This window comes from Pseudomonas oryzihabitans (assembly GCF_032027545.1).
Classification (GTDB): Bacteria; Pseudomonadota; Gammaproteobacteria; order Pseudomonadales; family Pseudomonadaceae; genus Chryseomonas; species Chryseomonas oryzihabitans_F.
Window position 1 is genome coordinate 93,160 of sequence record NZ_JAVSJB010000009.1, and the last position, 14,111, is coordinate 107,270.

16 protein-coding genes and 2 other RNA genes are annotated in these 14,111 nt (G+C 66.9%); 9 read left to right on the forward strand and 9 right to left on the reverse strand.

The genetic code is table 11. The annotated features are described in order from the left end of the window. Positions 1-3: 3 nt before the first annotated feature. A non-coding RNA gene (locus RND78_RS16595) (sX9 sRNA) lies at positions 4-95 on the reverse strand. Positions 96-221: 126 nt separating this feature from the next. Between RND78_RS16595 and ubiD the strand changes: the two genes are divergently transcribed. Continuing rightward, complete coding sequence (gene ubiD / locus RND78_RS16600) at positions 222-1,688, forward strand: 4-hydroxy-3-polyprenylbenzoate decarboxylase (protein WP_017639419.1); 1,467 nt, start codon at positions 222-224, stop codon at positions 1,686-1,688. A gap of 11 nt (positions 1,689-1,699) precedes the next feature. After that, complete coding sequence (locus RND78_RS16605; RefSeq protein WP_312730367.1) at positions 1,700-2,668, forward strand: CDP-6-deoxy-delta-3,4-glucoseen reductase; 969 nt, start codon at positions 1,700-1,702, stop codon at positions 2,666-2,668. A gap of 204 nt (positions 2,669-2,872) precedes the next feature. On the opposite strand, the gene glpT is transcribed toward RND78_RS16605, so the two are convergent. Beyond that, positions 2,873-4,216, reverse strand: coding sequence for a glycerol-3-phosphate transporter (glpT, locus tag RND78_RS16610; RefSeq protein ID WP_312730368.1), 1,344 nt, complete (start codon positions 4,214-4,216; stop codon positions 2,873-2,875). 195 nt (positions 4,217-4,411) lie between these two features. Here glpT and RND78_RS16615 point away from each other — a divergent pair, with 195 nt between their 5' ends. Together RND78_RS16615 and RND78_RS16620 are read left to right on the forward strand one after the other, a co-directional pair. Next, on the forward strand, positions 4,412-5,437 hold the full coding sequence (locus RND78_RS16615) for a DUF5924 family protein (protein ID WP_312730369.1): 1,026 nt from the start codon (positions 4,412-4,414) through the stop codon (positions 5,435-5,437). Positions 5,438-5,482: 45 nt separating this feature from the next. Beyond that, complete coding sequence (locus RND78_RS16620) at positions 5,483-5,890, forward strand: flagellar basal body-associated protein FliL (protein ID WP_312730370.1); 408 nt, start codon at positions 5,483-5,485, stop codon at positions 5,888-5,890. A gap of 168 nt (positions 5,891-6,058) precedes the next feature. On the opposite strand, the gene RND78_RS16625 is transcribed toward RND78_RS16620, so the two are convergent. Next, positions 6,059-6,514, reverse strand: coding sequence for an EVE domain-containing protein (locus RND78_RS16625; protein WP_312730371.1), 456 nt, complete (start codon positions 6,512-6,514; stop codon positions 6,059-6,061). A gap of 181 nt (positions 6,515-6,695) precedes the next feature. Between RND78_RS16625 and RND78_RS16630 the strand changes: the two genes are divergently transcribed. Continuing rightward, a complete protein-coding gene (locus tag RND78_RS16630) occupies positions 6,696-6,845 on the forward strand; it encodes a hypothetical protein (RefSeq protein WP_312730373.1) in 150 nt (49 codons plus the stop codon). Here RND78_RS16630 and RND78_RS16635 read toward each other — a convergent pair. The 4 genes from RND78_RS16635 to RND78_RS16650 all read right to left on the reverse strand — a co-directional run bounded on the left by RND78_RS16635 (position 6,842) and on the right by RND78_RS16650 (position 8,241). After that, a complete protein-coding gene (locus tag RND78_RS16635) occupies positions 6,842-7,459 on the reverse strand; it encodes a 5-formyltetrahydrofolate cyclo-ligase (RefSeq protein ID WP_409457064.1) in 618 nt (205 codons plus the stop codon). The two genes, RND78_RS16630 and RND78_RS16635, sit on opposite strands and share 4 nt — an antisense overlap. Positions 7,460-7,468: 9 nt before the next feature. Next, positions 7,469-7,646, reverse strand: a non-coding RNA gene (gene ssrS / locus RND78_RS16640) — 6S RNA. 59 nt (positions 7,647-7,705) lie between these two features. After that, positions 7,706-8,014: a cell division protein ZapA gene (locus RND78_RS16645; RefSeq protein ID WP_059230529.1), complete on the reverse strand. Its 309-nt coding sequence runs from the start codon at positions 8,012-8,014 to the stop codon at positions 7,706-7,708. After that, positions 8,011-8,241 carry a TIGR02449 family protein gene (locus RND78_RS16650; RefSeq protein ID WP_312730376.1) on the reverse strand — a complete coding sequence of 77 codons (231 nt, stop codon included), beginning with the start codon at positions 8,239-8,241 and terminating at the stop codon, positions 8,011-8,013. The genes RND78_RS16645 and RND78_RS16650 overlap by 4 nt, the downstream gene beginning before the upstream one ends. Positions 8,242-8,339: 98 nt before the next feature. Between RND78_RS16650 and RND78_RS16655 the strand changes: the two genes are divergently transcribed. The 4 genes from RND78_RS16655 to RND78_RS16670 are packed head-to-tail and all read left to right on the forward strand — an operon-like array spanning position 8,340 to position 12,667. Beyond that, on the forward strand, positions 8,340-8,894 hold the full coding sequence (locus RND78_RS16655; protein ID WP_312730378.1) for a UPF0149 family protein: 555 nt from the start codon (positions 8,340-8,342) through the stop codon (positions 8,892-8,894). A gap of 6 nt (positions 8,895-8,900) precedes the next feature. Beyond that, a complete protein-coding gene (pepP, locus tag RND78_RS16660) occupies positions 8,901-10,250 on the forward strand; it encodes a Xaa-Pro aminopeptidase (RefSeq protein WP_312730379.1) in 1,350 nt (449 codons plus the stop codon). Beyond that, positions 10,237-11,418, forward strand: coding sequence for a 2-octaprenyl-6-methoxyphenyl hydroxylase (gene ubiH, locus RND78_RS16665; protein ID WP_312730380.1), 1,182 nt, complete (start codon positions 10,237-10,239; stop codon positions 11,416-11,418). Before pepP ends, ubiH begins: the two co-directional genes overlap by 14 nt. 19 nt (positions 11,419-11,437) lie before the next feature. Then, positions 11,438-12,667 (forward strand): 2-octaprenyl-3-methyl-6-methoxy-1,4-benzoquinol hydroxylase, encoded by a 1,230-nt coding sequence (locus RND78_RS16670; RefSeq protein WP_312730383.1) that lies wholly within the window; start codon positions 11,438-11,440, stop codon positions 12,665-12,667. Between the two features lie 5 nt (positions 12,668-12,672). Here RND78_RS16670 and cysQ read toward each other — a convergent pair whose 3' ends face one another. After that, positions 12,673-13,515: a 3'(2'),5'-bisphosphate nucleotidase CysQ gene (gene cysQ / locus RND78_RS16675; protein WP_312730385.1), complete on the reverse strand. Its 843-nt coding sequence runs from the start codon at positions 13,513-13,515 to the stop codon at positions 12,673-12,675. Then, positions 13,512-14,078: an ADP compounds hydrolase NudE gene (nudE, locus tag RND78_RS16680; RefSeq protein WP_312730386.1), complete on the reverse strand. Its 567-nt coding sequence runs from the start codon at positions 14,076-14,078 to the stop codon at positions 13,512-13,514. The genes cysQ and nudE overlap by 4 nt, the downstream gene beginning before the upstream one ends. Positions 14,079-14,111 lie beyond the last annotated feature (33 nt).

Genomic DNA, 14,111 nt, shown 5'->3' on the forward strand with positions numbered 1-14,111 from the left:
CGCGGCCAACAAAACGTAGCGAGCGGTTGTCAGGCGGGTGCGCGCGGCGCGCAGGAACCGCACCGGGCTCGCGCACGAGTGTACGAGTGGTACATGAGGATTCCGAGCACTGCACGCGCCCGTCTGGCGGACGCGCAGTAGTTCTGTTTGCCGCTCTTAGCTTTCTCGATCCGCGAGGGAGGCGATAGACTGCCAGACTTTCCCCAGCGCCAAGAGGCCGCATGCAATACCGAGATCTGCGTGACTTCATCCGCAGCCTGGAGCAGCGTGGTGAATTGAAGCGCGTGACCGCCCCGGTCTCGCCGATCCTCGAGATGACCGAAATCTGCGACCGGACCCTGCGCAAGCAAGGCCCGGCGCTGCTGTTCGAGAATCCCGTGGGCTTCTCCATGCCCGTGCTGGGCAACCTCTTCGGTACGCCCCAGCGCGTGGCCCTGGGCATGGGTGCCGAGGACGTCGGCGCCCTGCGCGAGATCGGCAAGCTCTTGGCCTTCCTCAAGGAGCCCGAGCCGCCCAAGGGCCTGAAGGACGCCTGGTCGAAGCTGCCGATCTACAAGAAGGTCATCAGCATGGCGCCCAAGGTGCTCAAGGATGCGCCCTGCCAGGAGGTGATCGAGGAGGGCGAGGCGGTCGATCTGGGCAAGTTGCCGATCCAGCATTGCTGGCCGGGCGACGTGGCGCCGCTGATCACCTGGGGCCTGACGGTCACCCGCGGCCCCAACAAGGAACGCCAGAACCTCGGCATCTATCGCCAGCAGGTGATCGGTCGCAACAAGCTGATCATGCGCTGGCTGAGCCATAGAGGCGGCGCGCTGGATTTCCGCGAGTGGTGCCAGAAGCATCCCGGCCAGCCCTATCCGGTGGCCGTGGCCCTGGGCGCCGATCCGGCCACCATTCTCGGCGCGGTCACCCCGGTACCCGACACCCTGTCCGAATACGCCTTCGCCGGCCTCTTGCGCGGCAGTCGCAGTGAACTGATCAAGTGCGTGGGCAACGACCTGCAGGTACCGGCCAGTGCCGAGATCGTGCTGGAAGGCGTCATCCATCCGGGCGAAACGGCGCCGGAAGGTCCCTATGGCGACCATACCGGCTACTACAACGAGGTCGATACCTTCCCGGTCTTTACCGTGGAGCGCATCACCCGCCGCCGCGATCCCATCTACCACAGCACCTACACCGGCCGGCCGCCGGACGAGCCGGCCATCCTCGGCGTGGCGCTCAATGAAGTCTTCGTGCCCATCCTGCAAAAGCAGTTTCCGGAGATCGTCGACTTCTACCTGCCGCCGGAAGGCTGCTCCTACCGCATGGCGGTGGTGACCATCAAGAAACAGTATCCCGGCCACGCCAAGCGGGTGATGCTGGGCGTCTGGTCGTTCCTGCGCCAGTTCATGTACACCAAGTTCGTCATCGTCACCGACGACGATATCAATGCCCGCGACTGGAATGACGTCATCTGGGCGGTTACCACGCGCATGGACCCCAAGCGCGATACCGTGATGATCGACAACACCCCCATCGACTACCTCGACTTCGCTTCGCCGATCTCCGGCCTGGGCTCGAAGATGGGCCTGGACGCCACCCACAAGTGGCCAGGCGAAACCACGCGGGAATGGGGACGGGCGATCGTCAAGGACGAAGCCGTGGTCAAACGGGTGGACGAGATGTGGTCCAGTCTCGGGATCGATTAACGGAGACGACGATGAAGGTCACCCTGCAGCCCTCGGGTGCGGTACTGGAAACCCAGCCCGGAGAGGCAATCCTGGCCGCCGCGCAGCGCCTTGGCTATAGCGGTCCGCACAGCTGCCGCAATGGCAACTGCCAACTCTGCGCGGCGCTGTTGGTGGAAGGCCAGGTCGACCAGCGCGGGCAGACCGCGGATCACGGCGAGATCTATGTCTGTATCGCCGTGCCGCTCAGCAACTGCCTGCTGCAATGGGACGGGGTGCTGGCGCCCGGTGAACTGCCGGTACGCAAGCTGGCCTGCCAGGTGGTGGCGCTGGATGACGTGGGGGGCGACGTACGCCGCGTGCGCCTGCGGGCCCCGGCGGGTCGGCCGCCGCGCTACCACGCCGGCCAGTACCTGCTGATCAATCGCGACGAGGGCAAGCAGTCGGCCTTCTCCTTGGCCTCGGCGCCTCACCAGGGGCGCGAGCTGGAACTCCATGTGTTGGCCCGGGAAGCCAGCAGCCAGGCGTTGCTGGCCCAGCTGGAGCGCGAGCGTATGGCCCAGGTGGAGCTGCCCTATGGCGATGCCCACCTGGCCGAATTGCCCGACGGTCCGCTGGTGCTCATCGCCGCCGGCACCGGCATGGCGCAGATGCACAGCCTGATCGAAGACGCCCGCACCCGTGGCTTCGCTCATCCGGTACACCTCTACTGGGGCGTGCGCACACCGGACGACTTCTATGCCATCGAGGCCTGGGACGAATGGGCGATGCTGCCCCATCTCACCCTGAATCGGGTGGTGAGCGATGCCTGTGGCTGGGCAGGGCGCTGTGGGCTGCTGCACGAGGTGGTGCGGGCGGATTTTGCCGACCTGAGCGGCCTGCATGTCTATGCCAGCGGTTCGCCGGCGATGGTCTATGCCACCCTGGACGCCCTGGTGGACGCGGGCATGGACGCCCACCAGATGCGCGCTGACGTCTTCGCCTACGCGCCACGGGGCTGAGTCGGATCGCGGCGCGGCCGATCATCCCGTCGAGGCAAGGGTCCTATCGCGGCCATGGGCCGCTCCTACAGAAATAGCCGCCGCTGTAGGAGCGGCCCATGGCCGCGATTGGTTGGAAAGTAGTAGGGTGGAAAACCGCGCAGCGTTTTCCACGATGTCCATGGTGGATGAGGCTACGCCGTCATCCACGCTACGAGATCGCCGTCAACGCGCCGTCTTGGCCACCATCCCGGTATGTCTCAGGGTCAGCGCCAGGAAGACGATGGCCAGCACGCAGGAGCCCACCAGCAGCATGAAGCCGCCGTCCCAGCCGAAGAGATCCACGGTGTAGCCCACCAGGGCGTTGGCCGCTACCGAGCCGCCGAGGTAGCCGAACAGGCCGGTGAAGCCCGCGGCGGTGCCGGCGGCTTTCTTCGGCACCAGCTCCAGGGCCTGCAGGCCGATCAGCATCACCGGGCCGTAGATCAGGAAGCCGATGGACACCAGGGCCGCCAGGTCGATACCGGGATTGCCCTCCGGATTAAGCCAGTAGACCAGGGTGGCGACCAGTACGCCGAGCATGAACACCACGCCGGTGGCGCCGCGGTTGCCACGGAACAGCTTGTCCGAGAGCCAGCCGCAGAGCAGGGTGCCGGGGATGCCGGCCCATTCGTAGAAGAAGTAGGCCCAGGAGGTCTTGTCCACCGAGAAGTGCTTGGCTTCCTTCAGGTAGGTGGGCGCCCAGTCCAGCACGCCGTAGCGCAGCAGATAGACGAAGACGTTGGCGAAGGCGATGTACCAGAGCAGGCGATTCTTCAGCACGTACTCGACGAAGATCTCCTTGGCGGAGAATTCACGCTCGTGGCCTTCGCTGTAGCCCTCGGGGAAATCCTGCTTCCAGTGTTCCACCGACGGCAGGCCGCAGGACTGCGGGGTATCCCTCATGGTGACGAAGGCGAAGACCGCCACCACCAGGGCGACCACCGCCGGCACGTAGAAGGCCGAATGCCAGTCCTTGTCGAACAGGAACAGGCCAAGCAGGAACAGCGGGCCGATGAGGCCGCCGCCGACATTGTGGGCGACGTTCCACAGCGAGACCACGCCACCCCGCTCCTTCTGCGACCACCAGTGGACCATGGTCCGACCACTGGGCGGCCAGCCCATGCCCTGGAACCAGCCGTTGAGGAACAGCAGGACGAACATGATGCTGACGCTGGAGGTGGCCCAGGGCGCGAATCCGAACAGCAGCATCACCAGCGCCGACAGCACCAGGCCGGCGGGCAGGAAGTAGCGCGGGTTGGAGCGGTCCGAGACCAGACCCATGAGGAACTTGGACAGGCCGTAGGCGATGGCCACCGCGGAGAGGGCGACGCCCAGCTCGCCACGGCTGTAGCCCTGCTCCACCAGATAGGGCATGGCCAGGGAGAAGTTCTTGCGCAACAGATAGTAGCCGGCGTAGCCGATGAAGATCCCGGCGAAGATCTGCCAGCGCAGGCGGCGGTAGAGGGGGTCGATGCGATCGGCGGGCAGCGGCGGGCGATGAGCTGCCGGGGCGAAGATTCCAAGCATGGGAGCCTCGGTATTGTTATAGGTATTAATCGAAATCGAACATTCCAGGTTCGTTTTCGAATATTACAATGGTGTGACAGCGAGGAAAGACTTTTCCGCCCTGTGGTGCCCGGAGCGAGGGCTTCGCCTCTTGATCTGCGCGGGTTGCGCGCCTAGGGTGGCGCCTGTTGCCGCCGTCGTTTTTCGCGAGTCCCCATGCCTGCCTGGAAAGTCCTGTCCTCCCGTGCCGTGACCCTGGTCATCGCCCTCTTCGAGCGCTATCCGCGGCTGATCGCCCTGGCCGGTTTCATCTCGGGGATCTGCAGCTTCCTGCTGGTGGATCGGCAGAAGGGCTTCGCCCCGGTGATGGCGGTGGTGATGCTGGCCAGCTGGGTCTGGTTGATGCTGGAGAACGTGCTGCGCGGCTGGGTGAGCCGGCGTTTCGGCTGGGAGTTGCCGCCACCGTTGCTGCGCTACGCCACCCAGCTGATCCACCAGGAAAGCCTGTTCTTCTGCCTGCCGTTCTTCGCCATCACCACCGCCTGGAACAGCGGCCAGGCCTTGTTCACCGGGCTGCTCGGCGCGGCGGCGCTGGTGTCCATCATCGATCCGCTGTACTACAAGGCGCTGGCGCCACGGCGCTGGGTGTTCTTCAGCTATCACACCCTGACGCTGTTCGCGGTGCTGCTCACCGCGCTGCCGATCATCCTGCACCTGACCACCACCCAGAGCTACGAGCTGGCCCTGGGCGTCGCGGTGCTGCTGTCCTTTCCCAGTCTGGCGGTGGCCTTCCGGGTGCGCCTGGGCTGGCGCTGGCTGGGCCTGCTGGCGCTGTGCCTGGCCATCGGCGGCGTCGGCTGGATCGGTCGCGCCTGGGTGCCGCCGGCGACCCTTTGGCTGACCGACATGGGCATGAGCACCGACTTCGACAGCCTCAAGCGTGAGCCGGGCGAGGCGGTGAAGAGTCTCAGCGCCGCCCAGCTGCGCAGCCAGGGGCTCTATGCCTTCACCTCGATCAACGCCCCGCGCGGCCTCAATGAGCGCATCTACCACGTCTGGCGCCACGCCGGCCAGGAAGTGGACCGCATTCCCCTGGACATCAGTGGCGGACGCGAGGCCGGTTATCGCGCCTGGACCCACAAGCAGAACTTCCCCGGCGACGTGACCGGCCGTTGGCAGGTGCAAGTGGTGACGGACGTCGGCCAGGTGATCGGAACCCTCAGGTTCGAGGTGACCCCTTGAGTCCCGCTGGCTATGCTGCAGCCATTCACCTCCAGAGGATTCGCCGTGAAAGCCGTCGCTGCCGTTTTGCTGTCCTTCTGCCTGGCCTTCAGTGCCTGGGCGAACGAAGAGAAGAAGGAAGGGGAGGCCCCCAAGACCGAATTCTACAACCTGACCCCGGCGCTGGTCGGCAACTATGGCAGCGGTCCCAAGCTCAAGTACTACAAGGCCGACATCGCCCTGATGATGACCGGCAAGGAAGCCAAGGATAGGGTGGAGTTCCACGAGCCGCTGATCCGTAATCAGCTGGTGATGCTCTTCGCCCAGCAGACCGACGAGACCCTGGCCGGCGTGGAAGCCCGCGAGAAACTGCGCCAGGAGGCGCTCAAGCAGGTGCAGAGCGTGCTCACCCAGGAAGAGGGCAAGCCGCTGGTGGAGGACCTGCTGTTCAACAACCTGATCATCCAGCCCTGAGAGCCCGCTCACGATCTGCTGCGCGTCGGCCAAACGGCGTTGAAAATGGCCTGGAAGGCCAGCCCCGTCGGAATGCTCATTTACCACTCGTAAACTCCGCTTCCTCAGCCATTTTCGCCTTGTTTGGCTCTAGCTCGCGAGATCGTGAACAGGCTCTGAGCCGCTCCCTCAGCCGCGGGACGCGGCGACGATCGCCGTCCACTCGGTCGGGCTGACCGGCATCACTGAGAGTCGGTTGCCCTTGCGCAGCAGGGCGAAGTCGGCGAGCGCCGGCAGCTCCCGCAGGTGCGACAGGGTCAGCACCTGCGGAAAGGCTTCGACGAAGGCGACCTGGCGCGCCGTCCAGGGATTGTTGTCGGCACTGGCCTTGGGCGCGTGATAGGGGCTCTGGGGGTCCAGCGCGGTGGGATCGGCGAAGGCGTCGCCGACGATGCGACCAATGCCGGCGATCCCCGGTTCGGCGCAACTCGAGTGATGGAAGAGGAACAGGTCGTCGGGCGCCATGGCGCGCAGGAAGTTGCGGGCTTGGTAGTTGCGCACGCCGTCCCAGCGCCCTTCGCCCAGGCGCTGCAGGTCTTGCAGTGAAAACTCATCGGGCTCGGATTTCAACAGCCAGAAGGCCACAGTTCGTCTCCTGACGAATGGAAGCCCGGGAGCTTCCTGGAAGGGGGGTGGTCGATTGCAAGGGGCGACCGCTTGTCGCAGAATGCCGCCCATTCTGGATGAAGTCTGACCGTACGCGCTGAGCATAACAGGGCGACGTCCTGTCCTGCCCAAGGTGCCAGCAAGGGGGTGGCCCAGCTCGATGAAACGCAAACCTGATCTGTTGTGGGTACTGGTCCTGATCTTCACGCTTGGCGTCGTCACCACGGGCTATACCCAGAGTTTCTGGGAACAGCGCCAGAGCCAGCAGCAGTACGTCCGTTACGCCAGCGAAACGCCGCCGGCGCGCTAGACCTCTCCGCGCTGGCCATACCAGCCGCCATCGCTGACCACCGCTGCCATGGGCACGTCCCAGGCCGCCAGTGCCAGCCGCTCGACCTTCTGGCAGTCGTGGGCGCAGCCGATCAGGCACGGACTGCGCCACCGTTGCCGACGCGCCAGATAGGCCAGGTTGCGATCGTAGAAGCCCTTGCCCATGCCCAGGCGTCCGCCCTGGGGGTCGAAGCCCACCAGCGGCATCAGAATGAGATCCAGGGCCCAGCTCGGTCGACCCAGGCGGCGGTCCGGGCGCGGCTCGGCGATGCCGAATCTATTGCGCACCCAGGATTCGCCGTGACCGACACGCTGGAAGATCATCGCCGTGCGCGGCCAGCGGGAGAGCACCGGCAGATAGGTGGCCTTGCCGCGGCGCTGGGCTTCTTCGAGCAGCGGACGCGGATCGATCTCGCCATCGCTGGGCAGGTAGAACGCGATATGCCGGGCGCGTCGAAACAGCGGGTGCTGGGCGAGCTGTCGATAGAGGTGGCGGGCGGCTTGGCGTTGCTGGACGGGCGTAAGGGCACGACGGCGCTGGCGTAGTAGCTTGCGCAACGCGGGCCGAGTGAGATCGGGGGAGGGGGTGATCATGGAAGAAATGAGCTCTCCGGAATGCCGCTGCCGGTGTAGCCCTTGAACCCTTGGTTCAAGGTGGGAGAAGTCGTAGGCCTTTAGGCTTTCCGCCGTAGCGGACATGCACACCAGCCTTACGAGCAACCCCCGGGGTGTTGCTTATCGGCTCGGGGACATGACCGACTGGCGCACACACCAGAGAGTGACCTTCAGTATACGCCCCTGAGTCGGGATGCAAACCCCCCGTCTATCTCCGGTCGGTCGTCAGGCAGTGGTGTCGTGTTCGGTGATCAGGGCGCGGTCGACGCGATCCAGCAGGTCACGCACGCGCTCGCGGGTGCTGCTCACCTCGAGGCTGACGTCGTCGTGGCGGTGCAGCAGTTCGTGGGTGATGTTCAGGGCGGCCATCACGGCCACGCGGTCGGCGCCGATGACCTTGCCGCTGGCGCGGATCTCGCGCATCTTGCCGTCCAGGTAACGGGCGGTGCTTTCCAGGTTGGCACGCTCGTCGGCGGGGCAACTGATGCGATATTCCTTTTCCAGAATCTGGACGGTCACGGTCTCGCTGCTCATGAGTCCTGCTCCAAGGCTTTCAGGCGTAAAATCATCGCTTCGACCTTCGATCTGGCCAATTCGTTCTTCTCGATCAGCTCGGCGCGCTCCTGGCGCCAATGGCGCTCGTTGTAGCGCAGCTGTCGGTTCTGCTGCTGGAGCTCTTCCAGGCGCCGGAGCAGACGCTCCACACGGTCACCGAGGGCGTCCAGGTCGGCGTCGAGGGGCGTGTCGCGAGGCTCGCGCATGGGGGTTACAGCTCCAGAAGGGTGCAACGAGATTGGCCGCCGGCGGGGTCAGCGCGTAGGATAAGGCTTCATTCTAGCCAGCGCCTTCTCTCGACGCCATGTCCAGCTCAGCATCCGCCTACGCCGCCTTCGCCACCCTGCTCGCCGAGGCCGCCCTGCCGGTCTCGCCCGCGGAACTCCACGGTCATCTGCTCGGGCGGGTGTGTGGCGGCGCGGGCTTCGACGAGAACGACTGGCTGGCCGCGGCCAGCGAGCTGCTCGGCGGTGCCCCGGGCGAACGCCTGCAGGCCGCGCTGTCGGGGCTGCTGGGCATGGTGCAGCAGGAGTTCGCCGGCCAGCAGGTGGCCCTGGTGCTGCTGCTGCCGCCGGACGAGGCGCCCCTGGCCGAGCGCACTGCCGCCTTGGGCCAGTGGTGCCAGGGCTTCCTGGCCGGTTTCGGCCTGTCCGGGCGCACCGGCGAGGTCTCCGGCGAAGCCCGCGAGGTACTCGAGGATCTCGCCGCCATCGCCCAGATCCAAGACCCTGCTGAAGAAGGCGAAGAGGGCGAGAACGACTTCATGGAAGTCACCGAATACCTGCGCGTGGCGCCGCTGCTGCTCTATGGGGAATACGGTCGCGGCCCCATCCCCGAGCCCGCGCCCGTGGTGCACTGAGCGGCCATGCCGCGGATTCCCAAGGCTGAATTCGCCCGCCGCCGGCGTGCCTTGATGGCCGAGATCGGCAGCGGCGGCATTGCCCTGCTACCCTCCGCACCGGTGTGCCTGCGCAATCGCGACATCGAACAGCCCTATCGCCAGGACAGCGATTTCCAGTACCTCACCGGCTTTCCCGAGCCCGAGGCCCTGGCCGTGCTGATTCCCGGCCGTGCCCACGGCGAATATCTGCTGTTCTGCCGCGAGCGGGATGCCGAGCTGGAGCGCTGGGAGGGTCCGCGCGCTGGTCAGGACGGGGCGCTGGCCCTCTATGGCGCGGACGATGCCTTTCCCATCGGCGATCTGGACGACATCCTGCCCGGTCTCCTGGAAGGCCGGGAGCGGGTCTATTACGCCATGGGCGCCCATCCGGAATTCGAGCGGCAACTGCTCAACTGGATCGAACTGATCCGCGCCAAGGCCGACCAGGGCGCCTCGCCGCCACGGGAACTCCTGGCGCTGGATACCCTGCTGCACGACAGCCGGCTGTACAAGTCGGCCGCCGAGGTGCGCCTGCTCAAGGCCGCCGCCGAGCTGACCTGTGCCGCCCACGTGCGCGCCATGCAGGCCTGCCGACCAGGGCTGCGCGAGTACCACCTGGAGGCGGAGCTGGACTACTGCTTCCGCCAGGGCGGGGCGCGGATGGCGGCCTACGGTTCCATCGTCGCGGCGGGCGCCAATGCCTGCGTCATGCACTACCAGGCCAACGATGCGCCCCTGCGCGACGGCGACCTAGTGCTGATCGATGCCGGCTGCGAACTGGAGTGCTACGCCAGCGACGTGACCCGCACCTTTCCGGTCAATGGCCGCTTCTCGCCCGAGCAGCGCCAGCTGTACGACATCGTGCTGGCGGCCAACCAGGCCGCCATCGCCTGCGTGGCGCCCGGCCGGCACTGGAACGAACCCCACGAGGCCACGGTCAGGGTGATCACCGAGGGGCTATTGCGCCTGGGCCTGCTCAAGGGCGAGCTGGACGCGCTGATCGAGGCGGGTGCCTGTCGCGATTTCTACATGCACCGCGCCGGTCATTGGCTGGGGCTGGATGTCCATGACGTGGGCGAGTACCGCATCGGCGAGCAGTGGCGGATGCTGGAGCCGGGCATGGTGCTGACCGTGGAGCCCGGTCTCTATATCCCGCCGGACGCCCGGGTGCCGCGCAAATGGCGAGGCCTGGGCATCCGCATCGAGGACGAGGTGCTGGTGACGCGCAGCGGTTGCGAGGTGCTGACCGTCGGCCTGCCCAAGGCGGCCGCGGAGATCGAGGATTTGATGGCGGCCGCCCGTGGCCGTCGGGAGAAGGCTGATGCAACGTCCTGATATCGCCATCATCGGCGGCGGCCTGGTGGGCGCCAGCCTGGCTCTGGCCCTGCAGGCCGGCGCCAAGTCGCGTGGCTGGCGCATCCTGTTGGTGGAGCCCTTCGCGCCCGGCGACACCTACCAGCCGAGCTACGATGCCCGCTCTTCGGCGCTGTCCTACGGCTCGCGGCTGATCTACCAGCGCCTGGGCGTCTGGGCCGCCCTGACCGAACATGCCGAGGCGATCGGCGAGATCCAGGTCTCCGATCAGGGCCGCTTCGGCGTGACCCAACTGCTCGCCCGCGACGAGAACCTGCCGGCCCTGGGCTATGTGGTGGAAAACGCCTGGATCGGCCAGGTGCTCTGGCAGGCGCTGGATCGCGAGGTAGTGGACTGGCGCTGCCCGGCCGAGGTGCGCAGCCTCACCCCCATTGCCGACGGCTATCGCCTGGAGCTGGACGACGGCGCGATCCTGGAGTGCGGTCTGGCGGTACTGGCCGATGGTGGACGTTCGGCGCTGCGCGAGTCCTTGGGTATCGAGGTGCGGCGGACGGTCTATGAGCAGACCGCGCTGATCGCCAACGTCTCCACCAATCTCGGCCATGGCGGTCGCGCCTTCGAGCGCTTCACCCCCCATGGCCCCCTGGCGCTGCTGCCCCTGCCGGGCCAGCGCAGTGCCCTGGTCTGGACCCAGCCGGATGCCGCGGCGTTGCGGCTGCAACAGGCGCCCGACGCAGTCTTTCTCGCCGAATTGCAACAGGCGGTGGGCTATCGCCTGGGCAGCTTCACCCAGGTCGGCACCCGCCATGCCTATCCGCTGACCCTGCTGGAAGCCAACGAACAGGTCCGCCCGCACCTGGTGGTGCTGGGCAATGCCGCCCACAGCCTGCACCCCATCGCCGGCCAGGGCTTCAACCTGTCCTTGCGCGATGTCGACAGCCTGGCCGAGTGCCTGTTGGAAAGCACTGCGGCGCCTGGCGATTTCGCCACCCTGCAGGATTACCTGCAGCGACAGCGCCTGGACCAGCAGCTGACCATCGGCTTTTCCGATCGCATCACCCGGCTGTTTTCCAACAGCCGGCCCTGGCTCAGTGCCGGACGCAACCTGGGCCTGGTGGGCCTGGAGCTGTGCCCGCCGGCCAAGAGTGCCTTCGCCCGCCAGGCCATGGGCCTGGGTACCCGTCCCTGACCTGCGAGGAGAAACGAGCATGCTGACCCATGCGGATCTGGTGATCGTCGGTGCCGGCATGGTCGGCAGCGCCCTGGCCCTGGCCCTGGCCGACAGCGGCCTGTCGGTGGTGCTGCTCGACCGCGGCCCGCTCAAGCCCGGCGCGGTCGAGGGCGACCTGCCGTTCGAACCCCGGGTCAGCGCCCTGTCGCTGGCCAGCCAGCGCATCCTGCAGCGCCTCGGCGCCTGGGACGGCATCCAGGCGCGCCGCGTCAGCCCTTACCAGGCCATGCACGTCTGGGACGGCTCCGGCACGGGCGCCGTACATTTCGACGCCGCCAGCGTGCATGCCGAGGTGCTCGGTCACATCGTCGAGAATCGCGTGGTGCAGGATGCCCTGCTCGAACGCCTCGCTGAAGCCAACGTCCTGCTCCTGCCCGAGGCGCGGCTGGAATTGCTGCGCCGCTCCGGCGACCAGTGGCTGGTGCAATTGGCTGGCGACCGGCAGATCCGCGCGCCCCTGGTGGTGGCCGCCGATGGTGCGACCTCCGCCGTGCGCCGCCTGGCCGGACTGGAAACCCGCGAGTGGGATTATTTGCACCACGCCATCGTCACCAGCGTGCGCTGTGCCGAGTCGCACCAGCGCACTGCCTGGCAGAGGTTCACCGACGACGGTCCCCTGGCCTTCCTGCCGCTGGATCGCGGCGGCGATACCCATTGGTGTTCCATCGTCTGGTCCTGCACGCCCAAGCAGGGCGAGCGGCTGATGGCGCTGGACGATGCGGCCTTCTGCCAGGCCCTGGGCGAGGCCTTCGAGCAGCGCCTGGGCAAGGTGGAATGCAGCGATACGCGGCTGTGCATCCCGCTGCGCCAGCGCCATGCCAAGCGCTACGTGGAACCGGGCCTGGCGCTGATCGGCGATGCCGCCCACGTCATCCATCCGCTGGCTGGTCAGGGTGTCAACCTGGGCTTTCTCGACGCCGCGGTGCTGGCCGAGGAGTTGCGCCATGCCCAGGCCCGCGGTGAGTCCATCGCCGAACAGCGGGTGCTGGAGCGCTACGAGCGCCGCCGCATGCCGCACAACCTGGCGATGATGGCGGCGATGGAAGGCTTCCAGCGCCTGTTCCAGGATGATCGGCTGCCGCTACGCTGGCTGCGCAATGCCGCACTCAAGCAGGTCGATCGCCATTTCGAAGCCAAGGCGCTGTTCGTTCGCCGCGCCCTGGGGTTGTCCGGCGATGTGCCGGAACTGGCCAAAGTAGTGGCTTAGCGGCCTCAGGCGTCCCCCAGCGAGTCGGCCAGCTCCAGTACCTGCTGCCGCCAGGCGGCCTCACGGGGCAGGGCGAGGAAGTGCGGATTGAGGAAGGATTCGCGCATCTCGTAGCCGAGCGGCTCGCCGTCCAGGGTCACGACTTCGCCGCCGGCACCTTCCAGCACGCCCTGGGCGGCGGCGGTGTCCCATTGGGAGGTGGGGGCGAGGCGCGGATAAAAGTCGGCCAGGCCTTCCGCCAGCAGGCAGAACTTGAGCGAGCTGCCGACGCTGACCAGCTTGGGCTCGCCCAGGGTGTCGCTCAGTTCGTCCAGCAGCCGCTGCTGCGCCGGACTGCCGTGGCGGCGACTGGCGACCACGGTGAAGGCCTCTTCGGGCTGATTGCGCACGCCGATCTCGACGCCGTCTTCGCCCTGGATGCGAAAGGCGCCCAGTTCGCGGCCGCCACTGAAGCAGACGTCACGGGTGGGAATGCCTACCACGCCAAAGATCACCTGGCCGCGTTCGACCAGGGCGACGTTGACGGTGAATTCCTCGCTGCCGTCGATGAATTCCTTGGTGCCATCCAGCGGGTCGACTACCCACCAGACGTCCCAGGCGCTACGCACGGCGAAGGGGATGTCGCAGGCTTCTTCCGACAGCACCGGCACGTCGGGCGTCAGTCGCGCCAGGCCTTCGGCCAGCACCCGGTGGGCGGCGAGGTCGGCGGCGGTCACCGGCGAGTCGTCGCTCTTCTGCCGCACCGCCACGCCCTGGCGCCAGTGGGGCAGGATGGCCGCGCCGGCCTGGCGCACCAGGTCGATGACGTTGAGCACCAGGGGCGCGGTGATGGAAACGGGAGCCATCATGCCGAAAGGTCTCCGCGTTGGGTGAGCAGGTCGCGCACCAGGTAGAGGGCGGCCAGGGCGCGGCCTTCGGAAAAGCGCGGATTCTGCACCAGTTGCGACAGCTCGCGCAGGTCGACGCTACTGACCTCGATGGGCTCGGGTTCGTCGCCCGGCAGGCGCTCGGGGTAGAGGTCGCGGGCCAGCACCACGTGGATGCGCTGGCTCATGTAGCCGGGGCTCAGCGACAGGGCGGTGAGGTATTCCAACCGGTGGGCACCGAAGCCGGCTTCTTCCTTGAGTTCGCGGTTGGCGGCGTCGAGGATCTCTTCGCCCGGCTCCACCAAGCCCTTGGGCAGGGACAGCTCGTAGTCTTCCACGCCGCCGCAGTATTCCTCGATGAGCAGGGCACGGTTGGCGTCCTGCATGGCCACCACCATCACCGCGCCATGGCCGGTGCCCTTGTTGGCCAGGCGCTCGTAGGTGCGCTCCTCGCCGTTGGCGAAGCGCAACTGCATCTCCTCGACGGTGAACAGGCGGCTCTTGGCCACGATCTGCCGGGCGAGGACAGTGGGTTTCTGGCGCATGGACGGCTCCTGGGCTGGGCGGACGGGTATGAT